Genomic DNA, 18,330 nt, shown 5'->3' on the forward strand with positions numbered 1-18,330 from the left:
CTCTCCGGTCGCGACGGTCGGGCGGGTGAAGGCGTCCGGCAGCTCATCGGCCGGCGCGCCATTTAACCCCTCCTCCGCATGGCGTGAAGCCCTTCTGCGGCCGAAGCTCTCTGGCCGCCAGGTGGTGCGGGCCGGACGTTTCACGACCGGCCCGCACCACCTGGATCAGCGCGATGCCGCTTCAGCCGCCCTGGGCGGCGTGGTCGAGGTATTCCTCGAGGTTGAGGTAGCCGTCGCCATCGTTGTCGCCGTTGTGGTCGTCAGAGTTCGGGTTCAGCCCCTTGGCGGTCTCCCAGGCGTTGGGCATGCCGTCGCGGTCGGTGTCCCATCCGCTGGGGCGGTTCACCTGCGCGGCGTTCCACAGGTTGTTCCACTCGGTGGAATGGGGATAGTTGATCAGTGTCCCGGTGGTGGTACGCGTCTCGCGGACAATTCTGGTGTCGACGGCGTCGCGCGCCCACCAGAACGCGCCGGCCCGGTCCAGGACCTTCTTCAGCGCCGTGTACGCGGGCTCGTTGGTGACGTTGGGGACATCGAAGCGGGTGGACCGGTGAGTCGGTATCGCGGTGAACTCATTCCAGGTGGCGTCCCTGCCGTTGGTCACATTGGCGTCCCCGTCGTAGTCCACCTTGTTCCCCGACTGGTAGGCGCTCGTGCCGGTGGACCCGACGTACACCTCGGGGTTGCCGCCGTCGTGCCGCAGGAAGGTGTTGCCGACGAAGTTGACGTTCGCGAGCTGGTCGGTGCCGCTGTAGCCCTTGCCCTCGAAGACGACGTTGTTGCTCCACTCGACGTGGTTCACCGCGCCGCTCTCGTTGCCCAGGCGGGGCAGCCGGCTCAGGTTGTGCGCGAACAGGTTGTGGTCGTAGGCGATGTTCGAGCCGTTCACGTCGCTGCCGATCAGTGCGCCGTAGCTGTGCCCGTTGTAGTTCAACCCCTCGGACACGATCGCGTACCGCACGGAGACCTGGCCGGCGCCGTCACTGGTGCTGATGCCTTCGTCGTCGGCCCAGCTGACCGAGACGTGATCGACGATGACGTCGTCGCCGGTGATCCAGATTCCGTCGTTGGTCGCCGTACCGGGATTGGCCTGGTCCTGGCCCGGGCGGAACTTCAGGTGGCGGACGACGATGTCGCTGCCCGTGATCTTGGTCGCCTGGCCCATGATCGTGATGCCCGGCCTGGGCGCGGTCTGGCCGGCGATGGTCAGGTTCTTCGTGCCGATCGTCAGCCAGCCCTGGCGGCCCGCAGGGGAGAGCTTGATGGTGCCGGCCACGTCGAACACGATCGTCCGCCCGGTGGCGGGCGCGGTACTGATCCCGTAGCGCAGCGATCCCGGCTGCGGGCTGGTGGCGTTGTCGGTGAGGTTGGTGACGTGGTAGACGTCGCCGCCCCGGCCGCCGGTCGCGTACATGGCGGGGCCCGCGGCACCCGGGAAGGCCGCGACGGGCGGTGCGGCGGCCTCGGCCGGCCGGCCGGACCAGACGACCGCGACGATGACGGCGAGCAGGGCCGCGAGGCCGGGGCGCGCCCCCATGGTTAACCTCTGTTGCATGAGGAAGGAACCCTCCGGCGGGAGTTGATCGGATGTCGTGGGGATGGTGTCAAAGTCTTACCGACGGATCAAGCCCACTTCTCGACCGGATGACCGATTTCTCGCATGTGCAGGCATCAGAACAGCGTTCGACATCCGACCATTCATGAAATTACTTGATTACGGCGCCGGCTCGCAGGTGCCGCCCCGGTTGAACGGCTGAGGCTAGTTCGCGTGCTCGGCCGCCGAGCCGCGCAGCAGCCGGGCGCCCAGCCCCGTCACAACGTGGTAGACGCGGTTACCCTGGCGGCTGGCGATGACCAGCCCGGCGTCCTGGAGCGTCCTGGCGTGTTCACTGGCCGAAGCCGGCGAGATCCCGGTACGGCGGGCGAGGTCGGTGGTGGTCGCCGGCGCGTCCGCCACGGCCTCCAGCACGCTCGCCCGGGTGGCGCCCAGCAGCCTGGCCAGCGAGCGCGCGGGCCCGGCGGGGCCGTGGGCAAGCCACGCCGGATCGTGCCCCACCGGGTAGACCAGGACCTGCGGGCCGCTGTGGTCCTTCAGCGTGGTGGGCGCGCGCCAGCAGAAGAAGGACGGGACCAGGACCAGGCCGCAGCCGTCGAGGTGGACCTCCCGGTCGGCGGGGTGGCGCGGCAGGGACAACACCGGCGGTTGCCAGGTCGCGAACGGCCGCAGCGCCGTCAGCACGCCCTCGGCCCCGCCGCGCAGGAACTCCCGCGCGAGCCGGGCCTGCTCCGCCCGCACCGCCGCGTCGATCGAACTCTGGTACGGCGCGACGGTGCGGCGGTGATAGCTCCTCAGCGCCGTGCCGAGCCGCCGCAGCGCGGGTGGCCGCCCGCGACGGAGGTCGGCCAGGTCGGGTGTGGGACGGCCGGTCAGCTGCTCGATGTCGTCGCGCAGCAGCCGTGGCGGGGTGGCGAGCACCATCTCGACGGCGGCGTCGAAGTCGCCGGGCGCGCCGGGTGGTGTCAGGAAGTCCGCTGAATACCCCCATGGCGGAGCGAGCGCGAACAACAACCGCATCTCCGGAGAGAGCGCCTGCCGCGCCCGCCGGCGCCATCCGCCGAATATCGCGGCGCCTTCGCTTTTGCCCAGAAGGTGAACGCTGAGCAGCACCTCCCACAAAGGATCGGGCTCCGGAGCCACCCGGACTCGGGCCAGATCTTCCCCCGAAAGAACAATGCGTAAGGTCATCGACGCGCTACCCCCCGCGACACTGACGCCCCCTGCGCCGACCTCGGTGTTTCGGCGCCCCCCGAAACACGATGCCCTGCCGCCGCGGTCCCGTCCAGTCTGTTGACAGGCCCTCAACCAGAAATGGCCGATCGGCCTAGTGCGGAGTTTTTCCCGACGCGGTTGTTTCTGTCCCGGCCTTCGGCCGACCAACAAATCAGAAAGGATGAACATGCACCTGCGTAGATTATTGTTCGTCATTCTCGCGGCGATAAGCTGCCTGCTGGCCTCTGCCGCGAGCCCCGCCCTCGCCTCCGCCCTCGCCGAGCCGACCGGCCCCACTCAGTCGGACGAACGCGGCCCGGACCCGGAGGGTCGCACGCCTGTGACCCAGCCCCCGAAATCCAATCTGACCGAATCGGGCCTCGTACCGGCGGATATCGCACTGGCGGCACCGGCCCCCCTTCCGGGGGCGACCGCGGTCTCCGGCCCCTACTACTGGTACAGCGGCTGGGCTACGGCCGCGTACCAGATGTGCCTCGACGCGGACAAGTGGGTCACGGGCAACGGGGCCAAGGTCCAGGTGTGGGCATGCAACGGCTCTCCGCAGCAGACCTGGTGGATGCACTCGCTTGGCAACAGCGGCAAGTACCTCATCCAGAACGCATGGACCGGCATGATCCTCGACGGCCATCAGCCATGTGTCTTCAACGACGGCTGCCAGGTTCAGATGTGGCAGCACGTACCGGGGAATCTCAACCAAGTATGGTTCTGGTGGCACAACTCGAGCACTGGTCGTTTCTTCTTCCAGCTGGAAGCCGGTGGGAAATACCTGGACGCGGACAGCTGGACTCCCCGTGGTGTCAACGGAGCCAAGGTCCAGCTGTGGCGGGACATGCCGGGCGGCCCTGACAACCAGGAATGGTATTAGGGACAACGCCGGACCCTCCGTACCTTTGAATGTTTGAGATCACGACGGCGACGGCCGCCGCACATTCCCATCGTGCGGCGGCCGTTGCCGGCACCACTGGCCTTTGTCCCGGCTTCTGGCGACGATGCCGCGGTCCTGCGGCCGGGCGTGGATCTCCTCTTCGGCCCAGGGGCCGGTCAGTGGGCCGGCGGCAGCGTCGTGGGCAGGGCGAACACGGGGAACAGGTGAAGCTCGTGGAAGGCGGTGGCCTCCGTGATCCGGCCGTTCTCGATCCGCAGCAAGGAGATGGCGAAGGCGCGGTACGGCTCGCCGTCGGCAGTCTGTACGTAGGTGGCGACGGCCGGCTGCCGGTTGGCGGCGGTGGGGAGCATCCGGAACCGGCCCACGGCGTCGGGCGACGTGGTGTCCCAGCTCGCCGCCAGCGCCGCCACGACCGAGTCGCGTCCGCGGAACCACATCGGCCAGGGCGGCATCATGGTCCGCACGTCCTCGGCCAGCAGGTCGGCGACGGCGGCGAGGTCGGCGCGTCCCATCGCGTCCATGTACCGGCGCAGCACGGCCCGCTCCTGTTCGGTGGCCTCCGTCGTCGCCGCCCAGGCGAGGCGGCGGGCGGGCAGGTGTTTCCGCATCGTCGCCCTGGCCCGCTGGGAGGCGCTGTTGACCGACGCCACGCTGCACTCCAGCAGGTCCGCGGTGTCCTTGGCCGGCCAGTCGAGCACGTCGCGCAGGATCAGCACCGCGCGCTGGCGCGGCGGCAGGTGCTGGATGGCGGCCAGGAACGCCAGCTCGATGCTCTCCCTGGCGACGGCCGCCGCGCCGGGTTCGGTGTCGCCGGGCGCGACCGGCTCCAGCAGCCGGTCCGGGAACGGCTGCAGCCAGGGGATGTCGTCGCGGGGCGGCAACTCCACGTCCGGGTCGGACGGCTCGGCCAGGTGGCACGGCAGGATCCGGCGCTTGCGGCGGCGCAGGAAGTCCAGGCAGGCGTTGGTCGCGATCCGGTACAACCAGGCGCGCGCCGTGGAGCGTCCCTCGAAGCCGGCCAGGCCGTTCCAGGCGCGCAGGAACGTCTCCTGGACCAGGTCCTCCGCCTCGTCGAGCGAGCCCAGCATCCGGTAGCAGTGCACCCGCAACTCGGCCCGGTGCTCCGTGACGAGCGCGGCGAACGCGGCCTCGTCCCCGGTCGGCGTGCCGGCGATGACCCGCGCGTCGTCATCCGCGCCGAGGCGGCTCAAGCGCCGACCGGCTTCTGGACGTCGTAGGTGACCTGCACCATGCCGTTGCCGAACCGGCGCTCGCCCTTGAGGGACAGAGCGGTACGCAGCCCGTCCGGCAGGACCTTGGTGCCCGCGCCGACGATGACGGGACAGATCAGCAGTTCGATCACGTCGATGAGGCCGAGCCGGAGTGCGCCGCCGGCCAGGGTCGGGCCTTCGATCGTCAGGTCGCCGGTCGCCTCGGCCCGTGCCCGCTCGATCGCCTCGGCGGTCAGTTCCCGCTCAAGGCGGGTGTGCCGCGTCCACACCTCGGGCAGGCCGGCCGAGAAGACGACCTTCCGCGCGGCCTGCCAGGTGGTCGCGAACGCCGCGGACTCCGGCGACTGGGCGGCCACGGCCGGATCACTCTCCCATACGGCCATCGCCTCGTACATCCGCCGCCCGTAGAGGTAGGTGCTCACCGCGCCGGCGTCGGCGTTGAGCGCCGCGATGACCTCCTCGTCGGGGACGGCCCAGGAGTAGTCGCCCCGGTCGTCGGTGTGGTAGCCGTCCAGGGACGACGCGACCGAGTAGATCACACGTTGCACGAACTCTTCCTTTCCATCGTCTTCCTGGTTGAGACGACGACGGCACGGAAAACTCATCGCCTTGCGCCCGGGTCGCCGGACAACAGCGCGAATTCCCGGGTAGTGCCATCACTGGCTCTGGAGGTGGCCGAAACCCATGCGAGTACTGTCCGCGCCGCTGGCGCACCGCACGATCGACATCGACGGAATCGAGACGTTCTACCGGGAGGCCGGGCCGCCGGACGCGCCGGTGTTCCTGCTGCCGCACGGTTATCCCTGCTCCTCATATGAGTTCCGCAACCTGATGCCCGCCCTCGGTGACCGCTGGCGTCTGCTCGCCCCCGACCTGCCGGGCTTCGGCTACAGCGCCACCCCCGACGACTTCTCCTACACCTTCGACGGCTACGCCGCCTTCCTCGAACGCTTCACCCAGGTGATGGGCCTGTCGCGTTATGCCATCTACCTGCATGACTACGGCTCCCAGTTCGGCTTCCGCCTGGCCCTGCGCGCCCCCGGGAGAGTCGCCGCGCTCGTCATCCAGAACGGCGACATCTACGAGGACGAACTGGGCCCGAAGTACGACTGGCTCAAGGAGTTCTGGGCCAACCCGACGGACGAGGGCCGCGCCAAGATGGCGCAGAACGTCTCCGAGGACGGTTTCCGCGGCGAGTTCGTCGGCGAACTGCCCGCGCACCTCGCCGAACGGGTGAGCCCGGACCTGTGGACGCTGCACTGGGCCCTGATGAACACCCCTCAGCGCCGCCGGAACGTCGTGGGCCTGTTTGAAGACCAGGCGACGACCCTGGGCCGGTTCCCCGAGGAGCAGGCGTACCTGCGTGATCACCGGCCGCCGACCCTGATCGTCTGGGGGCCGCACGACGGCTACATGCCGGAAGGGTCGGCGCGGGCTTACCTGCGTGACCTGCCGGACGCCGAGTTGCACCTGCTCGACGCCGGCCACTGGGCGCTGGAGACCAGCCTGGAGGAGATCGTCCCCCTGGTCCGCGACTTCCTCGGCCGTACCCTGTCCTAGCCTCGTCCTTGCCGCGTCCTGACCTCGTCCTTGCCGCGGCTCGGCCGTCAGGGCTGGAGCCGGGCGGCCCGCCAGCCGTTCCCGGTCAGGTCGTAGCGGAGCCTGCGGTGCAGCCGGGACGAGGCCGCGGCCCAGAACTCCACCGAGGTGGGTTCGAGGCGGTAACCGGCGAACCGGTCCGGCCTCGGCAGTGTCCGCCGGAGTGCGGCCAGGCGTTCGGCCTCCTTCAGCAGGGCCTCCGGATCGTCCAGGCGGTCGCTCTGCCAGGAGGCGGTGGACATGGGGAGCAGCGGCTCGGGCCTGGCCGCCCAGAGCCGGTCGGCCTCGGCCGCGCCGACCCGTACGACCGGGCCCGAGAAGATCAGTTGCTGGGCCGTCTCCCGCCAGTAGAGCAGTCCGGAGGCCCAGCCGTTCTCGGCGATCTCCCGGCCCTTCCGGCTGGTGGCGTGGGTGATGAAGAGCAGGCCGCGCCGGTCGATCTCCAGCACGGTCACCGTACGGAGGGAAGGGCGGGCGCGGCTGTCGGCGGTGGCCAGGGCCAGCGCCCTGGGCTCGCGCACGCCGGCGTCCACGGCGGTCGCCAGCCATCGGGCCGCCGGCTCCAGCGGCTCGGGCGGCGGGCGGTCGTACTCCGGGAAGTCCAGGTCCACGGCGCCCGTGAGGCTTTCGAATCGGCTAGACAAGGATCACTCCTCTCGCCACGGGCACGGCCGCGCCGGAGACCAGGATCCGGCCGCCCTCTTCCACACAGGCCCGCATCAGGGAGGGGCGGCCCATCTCGACGCCCTGGTGGATCTCGATCCAGGTGCCGAACCCGGCGCGGCCGTGCCGTCCCAGGTGCAGGGCGAGCGGCCCGGCGGCGGATCCGGTGGCCGCGTCCTCGCGCACCCCGTACGCCGGCGAGAACATGCGGCTGCGCCAGCACGTGCCCGATCCGGCGAAACAGTTGGCCGCCAGGTCCTCGAAGGCCGCCAGCGCCCGGTGGTCGGGCCGGAGCCCGGCCAGCGCCTCGACGCTCGGCAGGCCGACGAAGACGTGGCGCGGCCCGTTGACGTACATCTCGACCGGCAGGGTGGAGCCCGCCAGCCCCAGCGCCGCCAGCAGTTCCTCCTCCCTCTCGAACCTGGAGAAGGAAGGGGCCGGCTGCTCCATGGTGGCCGCGACCACCGCGCCGCCCTCGCGTACCAGGTCGAAGGGGATGACGCCCATCTTGGTCTCCAGCCGCAGCCGGTCGCCGCCGAAGGACGGGCCGAGCGCGACCGCGGTGCCCAGCAGCGGGTGGCCCGCGAAGGGCAACTCGTTGACCGGGGTGAAGACGCGGACGCGGTGGTCGCCGTCCTCGCGGGCGGGCAGGACGAAGGTCGTCTCGGAGAGGTTCAGCTCCTTGGCGATGGCCTGCATGCGTTCGGCGCTCAGGTCGGCGGCGTCGAGGAGGACGGCGACCGGATTGCCGGACAGCGGAGTGTCGGTGAAGGCGTCAACCACCACATAGGAATGCGTCATTCTGTCATGGCCCTTCCGATCAGGGAGGCGAGGATGCGCGGGCCGTTGCGGGTGAGCACCGACTCGGCGTGGAACTGGATCGAGGCGAAGCGCGCGCCGCGCAGGGCGTGAATCTCGCCGTTGTCCCGATCGAGGCTGAACTCCACCTCTCCCCCGGCCGCGTCGCCGGGGTGGGCGGCGAAGGTGTTGTAGAAGCCGACGCGCTCGGTGGCTCCGAACAGGTCGATCGTGCGTGGCGCTCCCTGGTTCGGTACGGTACGGCGGCGCAGCGGGAAGCCGAGCACCCGGCAGAGCACCTGGTGGCTGAGGCACACGGCGAGGAAGGGGGTCCGGCCGCACAGCAGTTCGCGGACCACCCGGTCCAGGTAGGCGATCTTGGGATGGGTGAGGTCGCGGGGATCGCCCGGTCCCGGGCCGAGCACGATGAAGTCATGACCGCTCAGGCCGGGGTCGTCGTCGTAGCGGCGGACGGTGACCGCCATGCCCAGGGAACGGAGCTGGTGGTCGAGCATGGAGGTGAAGGTGTCCTCCGCGTCGATGATCAGCGTGCGTACCCCGGTGAGGTGCCGGGCCTCCGCGTTGCCGTACCCGAGCCAGAAGCCGGAGATGTCGTCGTTGCGGCGGGTCAGGGCCGCGCGGACGTCGGGGTGGTGGCCCAGCCGGGTGCCGGTGCCGGGGGCGAGGGCGGCCAGCAGCCCGGCCACCTTGGCGCGGGTCTCGGCGACCTCCGACACCGGGTCGGAGTGGCGGACGAGGGTGGCGCCCACGCCGATCCGCGTCTCCCCGCTTGCGTCGATCTCCGCGGTACGGATGAGGATCGCCGAGTCGAGCGTGCGTTCACCGGCGGCGTCGCGGCCGATCAGGGCCATGGCGCCGCTGTAGTAGCCCCGGCTGTGCGGCTCGTGACGCTCGATGACGCGGCAGGCGTTCTCCAGGGGGCTGCCGGTGACGGTCGGGGCGAACATGGATTCGCGCAGGATGTCGCGGACGTCCCAGTCGCTGGTGCCCTCGATGTAGTACTCGGTGTGCGCCAGGCGCGACATCTCCTTCAGCCGCGGGCCCGCCACCCGCACGCCGGGCGCGCAGAAGCGGGTCATCATCTTCAGCTCCTCGTCCAGCACCATGTAGAGCTCCTCCGACTCCTTGCGGTCGGCCAGGAAGCCCATGAGGTCGCCGAGCGCGGGGCCGGTGGGCGGGTAGCGGTAGGTGCCGCTGATCGGGTTCATCGTCGCCACGCCGTCGTTCAGCGTGAGGTGCCGCTCGGGGGTGGCGCCGACGAAGGTGCGTTCTCCGGCGCGGACGAGGAAGGTCCAGTACGCGCCCGACTCCATCGCCAGCAGCCTGCGGAAGAAGGCCAGGGCGTGGGCGGGCGTGTAGTCGTCGATGGTGGTGACGAACGAGCGCTTGATGACGAAGTTGGCCCCCTCGCCCTCGCCTATCGCCTCCTTGAGCACCCGGCGGACGATCTCGGCGTACCTCTCGTCCGAGATGTCGAAAGCGCCGCCCGAGGTGGAGATGGGCAGGTCGGGCAGGCGGGTGAGCGCCTCGGCGACCGGGACGGCCTCCTGGCCGGTCACCTTCATCGCCAGCAGGGGCGCGCCGTCGTCGGCGCAGGCGAAACCGCGCTCACGGATCTGCCGGAACGGGATGATCGCCAGCACCTCGTGCCGCGCCCGCTCACGGTCTGCCGCCCGGTCCTCCAGGGGCAGGTCGGCCAGGCGCGCCACCTCCGTCACCTCGCCCAGCAGCACGTCGAGCGTGCCGGGCGCGCCGGACTCCGGCCGGTGCAGCAGGGCGAAGGCGGGGGCGTCGCGCAGGCGGTCCAGCAGGAGCGTCACGGCCAGACCTCCTTCGCGGTGAGCACCACGGCGCAGCGCTCGGCGGCGTAGGTCAGGGCCAGCCGGTGGTAGCCGAGCGAGAAGTCGGCCATCGCGTCGGCGACCACGAAGGTCTCCAGGTCGTGGGTGAAGGAGTCGACCGCCGTCATGAGCACGCCGACGTGGGCGTACACACCGCAGACGATCAGCTGGTCACGCCCGGCCGCGCGCAGCCGCTCCAGCAGGGTGGTACGGGCGAAGGCGCTGTAGCGGTACTTGACGAACGCCCAGTCGCCCGGCTCCGGGGTGAGTTCGCCGGCCATGAGCCGGTCCTCCGGGGCGCGGCGCATGCCCGGTCCCCAGAAGTCCTTGAGCAGGCCGCGTTCCTTGTCGGTCATCGAGCCCGGCTGGGCGGTGTAGGCGACGGGCACGCCCAGCGCGGCGCTGCGCTCGCGGAGCCGGGCCACGGTCCCGACGAGTTCCGCACGCATCAACGGCGGTAATGGCTTGAGGAAATAACGCTGCATGTCGTGGATGAGCAGGACCGCGCGCGCGGGGTCGGGCTTCCAGCGGGCGGTGTTGCGGGGCAGGTCTCCCGCCGCGGGCAGCGGGTAGGGCGTGATCGGAGGAATCCCAGGCATGATCGTCCTTCTTCAGAGGCCCGGGGCGCCGGTCGCTCCGGGCGGAAAATGACGTGCACGGTCTGCCGGGGGGTGAGGTGGGGGCCGGGGCGCTCCCCCACCTGGTCGAAACGGCGCTCAGGTCGGCAGGCCCTCGCGCCTGACCTGCGGCACCGGGATGCCCAGCGCGCGCAGTTGCTCGAAGGGGTTCATGAACTCGCGCTGCCGCCTGATCAGGCCGTCGGCGAGCTCGAAGGAGTGCAGGAAATGGTTCTCGTAGCGCCCTTCCGGATAGCCGGGGAACCGGATCGCCCCCACCCCGTCGCACTCCGCCCAGAAGACGTTCGGATCCTGCGTCTCGAAGATCTGGATGTTGGTCCACACCCAGTCGGGAAAACATTCCAGCGACCAGACCGCGTGCGCCGCGAGCCGGTCTTTCCCGTGGATGGCGATGGGCTTTCCGGTGTCGTTCGTCCAGAGGCCGCCGACGCCGTCGTCGGTGAACAGCAGGTGGCGGCTGAGCCGGTCCTGACCGGTCGTGTGCATGTACTTCTCGACCGTTGCCCGGTTCTTCCGGCGGAGTTCGGTGTTCTCATCCCACATGGCTTTTCCCTTCTTCTGTTGCCGTGCCGGGTCAGTGCAGGCGGAGCCTGGGGCGGTAGACGTCCAGCCAGGTGCTCAGATCGAGCACCCGCTCGACGCCGTTGCGCACGTCGATGGGCATCGTGGCCGGGTCCTGCCGTACGACCTCCTGCATCCAGCCGGGGTCTACGAGCTCGAACACCCGGTCGTCGCCCGCGAGCAGTTCCTTGGCCTGCTGCAGCAGGACGCCGGTGTAGAGCGGATCGCGGGTGGCCGGATAGGGGGACTTCACCCGATCGAGCACCGACCGGGGCAGCAGGTCGGTGGTCGCGGCGCGGAGCAGGCTCTTCTCCCTGCCGTCGAAGGTCTTCAACGACCACGGGGTGTTGTAGACGTACTCCACGAGTCGGTGGTCGCAGAAGGGCACCCGGACCTCCAGCCCGACGGCCATGCTGATCCGGTCCTTGCGGTCCAGGAGCATCCGGACGAACCGGGTCAGATGCAGGTAGCAGATCACTCGCATGCGCCGCTCGTGGTCGCTCTCGCCGTCGGCCGGCTCGACCTCGGCGACCGCGCGGGCGTACTGGTCGCGGATGTAGCCGGGCAGGTCGAGGGCGGCGGTGATGTCCGCGTTGAACCGGTGGGAGAGCTGGGCCCGCGCGCCGGTGACGAAGAGGTCGATCCACGGGAAGGTGTCGGCGGCCTGCGCCGCCGGCTCGTGGAACCAGGGGTAGCCGCCGAAGACCTCGTCGGCGGACTCCCCGGACAGGGCGACCGTGGAGTGCTCACGGATGGCCTTGAACAGCAGGTACAACGACGCGTCCAGGTCACCGAGGCTGAACGGGCCGTCCCGCGCGATGATCACCGCGCGGCGCACGTCCGGATCGGCCATCGCGGAATGTTTGAGCATGATGTTCTGGTGCCGCGAGCCGACGTGCGCGGCCACCTCACGCGCGTAGGGGGCGTCCGGGGTGCCGCGCAGGTGGTCGCCGACGAAGTTCTCCGTCTGCCCGACGAAGTCCACCGCGAAGCTGCGTACCCGCTCGCCGTGCCCGGCGAGCTGGGCGGCGGACAGCGCGGTGATCACGCTGGAGTCCAGCCCGCCGGACAGCAGCGTGCAGCGGGGCACGTCGGCGACCAGCTGGCGGCGCACGATGTCCGCCAGCAACGAGCGCACGGTCTCGACAGTGGTCTGCCGGTCGTCGGCATGCGGGCGGGTCCGCAGGGTCCAGTAGCGGCGTTCGCGCAGGCCGGCGCGGTCAACGATGACCACGCCGCCCGGCGCCACCTCGCGCATGCCGTTCCACATCGCCTCACCTGGCGGCTGGGTGAAGCTGAACAACGCGCGCAGGCCGTCGAGGCCGACCGTGCGGTCCGCCAGCGGGTTGGCGAGGATCGCCTTCGGCTCGGAGCCGAACAGCACCCCGTCGGGGGTGGCGGAGTAGTAGAGCGGCTTGATGCCCAGCCGGTCGCGGATCATGACGAGCTTGTCGGCTCTGGCGTCCCAGACAGCGAAGGCGTACATGCCGTTGAGCCGCTCGGCGACCGCTTCGTCCCACTCCAGGTAGCCGTGCAGCACCACCTCGGTGTCGCTGCGGGTACGGAACCGGTGGCCGCGGCGGACCAGCTCGTCCCGCAGTTCGGCGAAGTTGTACGCCTCACCGCTGTAGGTGATCGTCACCACGCCGTCGTCGGTGCGCACCGACATGGGCTGGGTGCCGCCCTCGATGTCGATGACCGCCAGCCTGCGGTGGCCCAGCGCCGCGTGCCGTTCGAGCCGGCCGCCTTCGGCGTCCGGTCCCCGGCAGGCCATGGTCGCCGTCATCGCGTCGAGGTCGGCCTGGTGCCGGGTCAGGTCCCGATCGAAGGAGACCCAACCGGTGATTCCACACATCGATTTTCCCTCTTGTGTCTCGTACGCGGGGCACAGGTCATGTTGTGTCTCGTACGCGGGGCACAGGTCATGTTGTGTCTCGTACGCGGGGCACAGGTCATGGTCGGAGCCGATCGGCGCCGGCCGGAGCCGGGGCCGTCGGCTCGAAGGCCGGGCCGAGACCGTCCGGCCGACCGGAGCACGCACCTTCGACGATGGCTTCGACGTCGGTGGTCATCCGGTGGGTCGCCGGATAGCCGATGAGCTCGGCGGCCCGGTTCGGCGGCAGCGGCGCCGTCAGGTCGGCCGTGGACTCCCACAACATCACCGCGCCCCAGCGGTTGGCCGGCCGGTCGGAGATCCAGAACTTCAGCCGCAGCCCGGGAACCCGCGCCCACGGCTCCACGCCCTCTTGCCTCAGGTGGGCGCGCAGGGAGTCGATGGTCTGGCCGGACCCGGACAGGTCCCACCAGGAGATGGTGGCTTTCATGCGTTTCAGGACCTCCTTGGTCACATCAGTGGCTGGGCGGGCGCGTGGCCCGCGCGCTGGTTCCAGGCCGAGACCACGGAGACCGCCTGGCGTGGGTTGAGCCGCGGGTCGCAGAGCGTCGTGTACCTCTGACCGGTCCGGTCGGCGCCGTTCCCGGCGTCCACGCATTCGGTCACGTCGTCGGGGGTGGTCTCCAGGTGCACTCCGCCCGGTACGCCGCCGGCCGCGCGCACGGCGAGCTGGAACGCGGTGACCTCCCGGATGAGCGTCTCCACGACCCGGGTCTTGCGGCCCCCGGCGGTGGTCACCGTGTTGGCGTGCATGGGATCCACCAGCCAGATCACCGGGTGTCCCGCGGCGCGTACGGCCCAGACCAGCGGCGGCAGCAGGTCCGCGACCGCGTCGGCGCCCATCCGGGCGATCAGGGTGAGCCGGCCCGCCTCCCGGCCGGGGTCGAGCCGCGCGCACAGCGCGAGCAGTTCGCCGACCTCGGTCCGCGGCCCGACCTTGCACGCCAGCGGGTTGACCACATCGGCCAGCAGCGCGACATGGGCGCCCCCGGGCTGGCGGGTCCGTTCGCCGATCCACGGCCAGTGCGTGGAGGTCAGCGCGAGCCGGCCCGACCGGTCCCGGCGCAGCAGCGGGATCTCGTAGTCGAGCAGCAGGGCCTCGTGGCTGGTCCAGACGGCAGGATCGAGGCGCTGCTGCGGCGTCGGGCCGAGGTGGCTCATGGTCTGGCACGCCGCTCGGTAACCCGCCAGCAGGCGCCGGGGGTCGTGCCGCCGTGCCGCCGGGTCGGGCTCCGGGCCGTTCACCAGATGCCCCCGATAGACCGGCAGTTCGACGCCGCCGGCCCACTCGGTGTGCGCCGACCGGGGCTTGGCGTACTGGCCGCCGATCCGGCCCACCCGTAACACCGGCCGGCCGGTGATCCCGCTCATGACGCCGGCGAGCACGTCGAGCAGCGCCGTCTTGCGGGCCACGTCCGCCGCGGTGCACTCCGCGGGATCCTCCGCGCAGTCTCCCGCCTGCACCACGTGTGCCCGCCCGGCGGCGACTCCGGCGAGCATCAGCCGGAGCCGGCGCAACGATTCGGTCTCCACGAGCGGGGGAAAGGTCGCCAGCATTCCCTTGACTCGCTCGGCCAGGGCCGGGTCGTCCCATTCGGGTTGCTGCCGTGCGGCCGGGATTCGCGGAACTTCAAGCGAGTCGACGTTCACCTTTTCTCCAGACCTCAGATATGTCGGCAGCTCGCTATCTGTGCGTCAACCGATGGGCCCGCCACGCATATGACGTTCAGTGGTGCCGTGTCTGCGGGCCGCCGTGAGGTGGTTACGGGTTGTCCTGGACGTACAACCACGTGCCGTCCGGCTGTTCGCGGACGGTGTCGCAGAAATTGCCGGTGAAACTCTCGCGAGTGCCATCCGGCGCCGTCTGCTCCAGGGTGTAATCGCCCATTATCGCCGCCGTCCGGCCGCGTATCTTGCCGTCCCAGCCGCGTTCTCCTCCCGCAGCTCGGCAGGGGTTCCGGCGGTGGGCCGTGCCGTCCCGGCGGCGTCCTGGGCCGGTGGGTTGCGCACTCCGGCGGCACTCGAACTCAACGGGTGGGCCGGCCACCAAGAGAATCGCCGTTCCTGCGATCGATAATGTGCGGGTGGTTCTCTTCAAGGTAACTCCCTGAGCCATGGGAGGCGGCCAGGAGAAAAAGAGGCGTCCGGAAAGACGCCATATGACATGACTGGTCAGACGTCTTATGAGACGTCCTGCCGTGACACTTGGGCCCCCGTTTTGCCGCCCGAATCGACGCTAGGGACCACATAACACGCTGCGGGCGACGACTGTCAACGGGGAAACAGAGTGGTCCACAGCCGGTCCATTGATTTCACATTGATTTCTGGGCCTATCACATGGGCGGTAAGTGCACGACGTTAAAGGGGCGGCCACCCGCCATGCGTATCAAGAGGTTCTGCCGATAATCTCTCGCGAGGATGTCAAGTACACGGCCGATCTTGGCAGTTGGAGTGTCAGAGGCGTGCCGGAGTGCGGCCGGGAAGGGTTGACGCCTCACAACGGGCGCAGGTGTTCGATCGTGACGTGGTGCCGCTCGGTCAGCCGGTGGGCGATCAGCGAGCGGTGGCAGGCCTCGGGGTCGCGCTCGACGCAGAGCAGCGCCGCGGTCTCACCGTTCGACAGTGCCGACACAATCGGCGTGAGGTCGGCGTGGTCGAGGATCTCGATGGTGTAGCGGCGGGCGTACTCGGCGGCGAGCTCGCGGCGCGAACGTTTGCCGACGCCCCGGCGGTCGTCCTCGGCGTACTGGAGCCGGCGTAACTCGGTGGTCGGGGCGAGCGCACGGTGGTGCTCGTAGGCGATCCCGGCGTGGGCAAGGGCGTCCTGCAGCCGGCGCGAGTTCGCCCAGGCGTACTCGGGGCCGCGGACGCCGCGGCGCTGGCGCACGTCGAGCAGCAGGCCGACCTCCGCCTGCCGCAACCGTCGCAGGAAGGACTCGCCGTCGAAGCCGTAGACGCCGATCGTCGCCATTTTGAGCATCGCGGATCCCCCCTTACTACTCGTGATGGCTCGGAGCATGACGCGCGCCCGCAATTGGTACTCAAGGATCGGTTCGCGCGTTCGTCAAGCAATGGCCCATTCGCCGGGCCAAGCCGTTTCTGCCGCTTTAGTGGTCCTTTCGGCGTCAATACGTGATCGGTACTGTTGAACCTCTGCCGGAAAGGCCCGGGAGGTCGGGGATGACAGTCGACGTGCGTACGATCCGGCACGTGGTCGACCTGATCACCGGCGGGTGGCGGGCGCAGGCCCTCTACACCGCGGTCAAGCTCGGATTACCCGACCACATCGAGGCCGGCCGCACCACCTGCGGCGAGCTCGCCGAATCGACCGGGGCCGCGCGCGAGGGCGTTCACCGCCTGATGCGCCTCCTGGTGGCCATGGGCGTGTTCGAGGGCGACGAGCGGACCGGTTACCGCAACACCGCCGTGAGCGCGGCGCTGCTCGACGTTCCCCAGTCATTACGCGACATGTGCCTGCTCCACGGCGAGGAGTACTACACCGCCTGGGGTCACGCCCACCACGCCATCAGCACGGTCAGCTCCGGTTTCGAGGTGGCCTACGGCCAGCGGTTCTACGACTATCTCGGCAAGGACAAGGACACCGCCAAACGTTTCCAGCACACCATGAACGCCGGAAACATGTTCTTCGACCACGTACCGGAGATCTTCGACTTCTCCGGCAGGAACGTCGTGGACGTGGGCGGCGGAGGCGGGCACCTGCTCGGCACGATCCTGGCCGCCGCACCGGACGCCAGGGGCACGCTCTTCGACCGCGAGCACATGATGCCCGAGGCGCGTGCGCACCTGGCCGCCACGGTCGGACTTGACCGCGTGCGGCTGGCCGGGGGCGACATGTTCAGCGCCGTCCCCTCGGGCGCGGACGTCTACATTCTCTGCCGGGTGCTGGCGGGCTGGGCGGACGACGCGGTCGTCGGGGTCTTCGAGAACTGCCGGCGTGCCATGGCGGACTCCTCATCACGGCTGCTGGTCATCGACCGTCTCGTCGTGGACGAGGGCTCCACCGTGCTGCCCGCCATGTGGGACCTGCAGCTCCTGATGATCACCGGTGGCCGGCACCGTACCCTTGGCAACTTCACGGCGATGCTGGACCGGGCCGGTCTGGACCTCGAACGGGTCGCCGAGCTACCCATGGAGACGACCGCCATGATCGCGGCGCCACGTCCCTCGGCGTAGCCGTCGGCTCCTGCGCACGTCACCCTCGCCGCCTCCGGCAGCCCTGCCGGAGGCGGCGAGGTCGCGATCACGCGACGGCGGTTCCCTCAAGCTCGACCATCAGGTCGGGGATCGCCAGCCGGGTCACCCCGAGCAGCGTGCTGGACGGTGTCACCCCGGCGGCGCCCAGCCGCGACGTCAGCACGCCGTAGTGCTGGAAGATCAGGTCGACGTCGGTGGTGTAGATGTTGAGCCGGACGAGGTTCGCGAGGGTCATGCCGCCCTCGCGGAGCACGGCCTCCAGGTTGTCCAGGCTCAGCGTCAGTTGCGCCGCCATGTCACCCGCGTGCTGGGGCTTGCCGTCGGCGCTCATCGCGGTCTGCCCCGCGCAGTAAAGGGTCCGGGTGTGCCCGGAGACGATCTCGCCCTGGTTGTATCCCAGCTCCATCGACCACGGCCACGGGTTGACCGCGGTTCGCTCCATTGCCACGTTAGCTCCATTCGATGTGTCGGCATTCGCGCCCTGTCGATCGGCGCGATCGCCGTCTTCTTGTCGCGTTGAAGAGCCTCCCAACTAATCACGACATCTGGTGTCGTGTATCTGGACAGAACTTTCTCGGATGAATACCCGGTCACGGCGGGGTCAACGGCCGATCGGCCGGCTCAGCGCAGTTCGCCCGTGATGATCCACAGGTGGCCGAACGGGTCACGGATGCGGCCCGAGCGCTTGCCGTACGGCCGGTTCTCGATCGGCACGACCACCTCGGCGCCGTGGGCGATCATGCGTTCGCCGACCGCGTCCGGGTCGCCGACCTGGACCTCGAGAAGGACCGCGGATCCGCCGAGATCGCCGGGTGACAACCATCCCCACGCTGAGACGGCCGGCGAGACCCGGAAGAACGACCCGCCGACTCGGTGATCAACGACGCTGGGCCGGCCGTCGTCGCCCTTGGGGGCGCTGAACACCCGCTCGGCGCCCAGGGCGGCCTGGTAGAACGCCGACGCGCGGTCCGGGTCGGGCACGATGAGACGGGGAGAAAGCTGAATATCGGACGTCATGAACCCATCGTCGGGCCGGACGGAGCCAGGGTCTTGAAGATTTGGGAACACCCACGCGTCCACCGTCACGGACCCTCATGCCGCGGGTGGCCGGTCACCGGGCCGATGGGCCCGCCGATGGCCGGTCACGGGACCGATGGGCCCGCCGATTGCCGGTCGCGGGGCCGATGGGCC

Annotated in this window: 19 protein-coding genes; 3 read left to right on the forward strand and 16 right to left on the reverse strand. The window is 69.9% G+C overall.

Translation table 11 applies throughout. From position 1 onward, the window contains the following. Positions 1-181: 181 nt before the first annotated feature. Together AB0I81_RS33345 and AB0I81_RS33350 are read right to left on the reverse strand one after the other, a co-directional pair. Positions 182-1,555 carry a hypothetical protein gene (locus tag AB0I81_RS33345; protein WP_360664721.1) on the reverse strand — a complete coding sequence of 458 codons (1,374 nt, stop codon included), beginning with the start codon at positions 1,553-1,555 and terminating at the stop codon, positions 182-184. 204 nt (positions 1,556-1,759) lie between these two features. After that, on the reverse strand, positions 1,760-2,668 hold the full coding sequence (locus tag AB0I81_RS33350) for a winged helix-turn-helix domain-containing protein (RefSeq protein ID WP_360664724.1): 909 nt from the start codon (positions 2,666-2,668) through the stop codon (positions 1,760-1,762). Positions 2,669-2,957: 289 nt separating this feature from the next. Between AB0I81_RS33350 and AB0I81_RS33355 the strand changes: the two genes are divergently transcribed. Next, positions 2,958-3,656 (forward strand): RICIN domain-containing protein, encoded by a 699-nt coding sequence (locus AB0I81_RS33355; RefSeq protein ID WP_360664726.1) that lies wholly within the window; start codon positions 2,958-2,960, stop codon positions 3,654-3,656. Positions 3,657-3,832: 176 nt separating this feature from the next. Here the strand turns inward: AB0I81_RS33355 and AB0I81_RS33360 are convergent, their stop codons facing one another. Both AB0I81_RS33360 and AB0I81_RS33365 read right to left on the reverse strand, forming a co-directional pair. Next, on the reverse strand, positions 3,833-4,888 hold the full coding sequence (locus tag AB0I81_RS33360; protein WP_360664729.1) for a sigma-70 family RNA polymerase sigma factor: 1,056 nt from the start codon (positions 4,886-4,888) through the stop codon (positions 3,833-3,835). Then, entirely contained in the window at positions 4,885-5,457 is a 573-nt protein-coding gene (locus tag AB0I81_RS33365; RefSeq protein WP_360664732.1) for a dihydrofolate reductase family protein, read from the reverse strand. The genes AB0I81_RS33360 and AB0I81_RS33365 overlap by 4 nt, the downstream gene beginning before the upstream one ends. Before the next feature lie 136 nt (positions 5,458-5,593). On the opposite strand from AB0I81_RS33365, the gene AB0I81_RS33370 reads away from it, so the two are divergent. Beyond that, entirely contained in the window at positions 5,594-6,469 is an 876-nt protein-coding gene (locus AB0I81_RS33370) for an alpha/beta hydrolase (RefSeq protein WP_360664734.1), read from the forward strand. 47 nt (positions 6,470-6,516) lie between these two features. Here AB0I81_RS33370 and phzG read toward each other — a convergent pair whose 3' ends face one another. The 10 genes from phzG to AB0I81_RS33420 all read right to left on the reverse strand — a co-directional run bounded on the left by phzG (position 6,517) and on the right by AB0I81_RS33420 (position 15,904). Further along, positions 6,517-7,152: a phenazine biosynthesis FMN-dependent oxidase PhzG gene (gene phzG, locus AB0I81_RS33375; RefSeq protein ID WP_360664737.1), complete on the reverse strand. Its 636-nt coding sequence runs from the start codon at positions 7,150-7,152 to the stop codon at positions 6,517-6,519. Then, positions 7,145-7,972 carry a PhzF family phenazine biosynthesis isomerase gene (locus AB0I81_RS33380; RefSeq protein ID WP_360664740.1) on the reverse strand — a complete coding sequence of 276 codons (828 nt, stop codon included), beginning with the start codon at positions 7,970-7,972 and terminating at the stop codon, positions 7,145-7,147. Before AB0I81_RS33380 ends, phzG begins: the two co-directional genes overlap by 8 nt. Beyond that, on the reverse strand, positions 7,969-9,810 hold the full coding sequence (locus AB0I81_RS33385; RefSeq protein WP_360664743.1) for an anthranilate synthase family protein: 1,842 nt from the start codon (positions 9,808-9,810) through the stop codon (positions 7,969-7,971). Before AB0I81_RS33385 ends, AB0I81_RS33380 begins: the two co-directional genes overlap by 4 nt. Continuing rightward, complete coding sequence (locus AB0I81_RS33390; RefSeq protein ID WP_360664746.1) at positions 9,807-10,430, reverse strand: isochorismatase family protein; 624 nt, start codon at positions 10,428-10,430, stop codon at positions 9,807-9,809. Before AB0I81_RS33390 ends, AB0I81_RS33385 begins: the two co-directional genes overlap by 4 nt. A gap of 117 nt (positions 10,431-10,547) precedes the next feature. Beyond that, positions 10,548-11,012, reverse strand: a complete 465-nt coding sequence (locus AB0I81_RS33395) for a PhzA/PhzB family protein (protein ID WP_360664749.1) — start codon at positions 11,010-11,012, stop codon at positions 10,548-10,550. 31 nt (positions 11,013-11,043) lie between these two features. Beyond that, positions 11,044-12,885: an asparagine synthase (glutamine-hydrolyzing) gene (gene asnB, locus AB0I81_RS33400; RefSeq protein WP_360664752.1), complete on the reverse strand. Its 1,842-nt coding sequence runs from the start codon at positions 12,883-12,885 to the stop codon at positions 11,044-11,046. A gap of 97 nt (positions 12,886-12,982) precedes the next feature. Continuing rightward, a complete protein-coding gene (locus AB0I81_RS33405) occupies positions 12,983-13,354 on the reverse strand; it encodes a hypothetical protein (RefSeq protein ID WP_360664755.1) in 372 nt (123 codons plus the stop codon). 20 nt (positions 13,355-13,374) lie between these two features. Continuing rightward, positions 13,375-14,574, reverse strand: a complete 1,200-nt coding sequence (locus tag AB0I81_RS33410; RefSeq protein ID WP_360664758.1) for a 3-deoxy-7-phosphoheptulonate synthase — start codon at positions 14,572-14,574, stop codon at positions 13,375-13,377. A 112-nt stretch (positions 14,575-14,686) separates the two neighbouring features. After that, the gene (locus AB0I81_RS33415) at positions 14,687-14,812 is read right to left on the reverse strand and encodes a hypothetical protein (protein ID WP_360664761.1); all 126 of its coding nucleotides are present in this window, start codon (positions 14,810-14,812) and stop codon (positions 14,687-14,689) included. A 606-nt stretch (positions 14,813-15,418) separates the two neighbouring features. Further along, positions 15,419-15,904 (reverse strand): DUF488 domain-containing protein, encoded by a 486-nt coding sequence (locus AB0I81_RS33420; RefSeq protein WP_360664764.1) that lies wholly within the window; start codon positions 15,902-15,904, stop codon positions 15,419-15,421. 200 nt (positions 15,905-16,104) lie between these two features. On the opposite strand from AB0I81_RS33420, the gene AB0I81_RS33425 reads away from it, so the two are divergent. Further along, positions 16,105-17,118 (forward strand): methyltransferase, encoded by a 1,014-nt coding sequence (locus tag AB0I81_RS33425; RefSeq protein WP_360664767.1) that lies wholly within the window; start codon positions 16,105-16,107, stop codon positions 17,116-17,118. 67 nt (positions 17,119-17,185) lie between these two features. On the opposite strand, the gene AB0I81_RS33430 is transcribed toward AB0I81_RS33425, so the two are convergent. Beyond that, positions 17,186-17,581 (reverse strand): RidA family protein, encoded by a 396-nt coding sequence (locus tag AB0I81_RS33430; RefSeq protein WP_360665401.1) that lies wholly within the window; start codon positions 17,579-17,581, stop codon positions 17,186-17,188. A 179-nt stretch (positions 17,582-17,760) separates the two neighbouring features. Then, the gene (locus AB0I81_RS33435; RefSeq protein ID WP_360664770.1) at positions 17,761-18,156 is read right to left on the reverse strand and encodes a VOC family protein; all 396 of its coding nucleotides are present in this window, start codon (positions 18,154-18,156) and stop codon (positions 17,761-17,763) included. Positions 18,157-18,330: the final 174 nt, after the last annotated feature.

This window comes from Nonomuraea sp. NPDC050404 (genome assembly GCF_040655495.1).
Lineage (GTDB): Bacteria > Actinomycetota > Actinomycetes > Streptosporangiales > Streptosporangiaceae > Nonomuraea.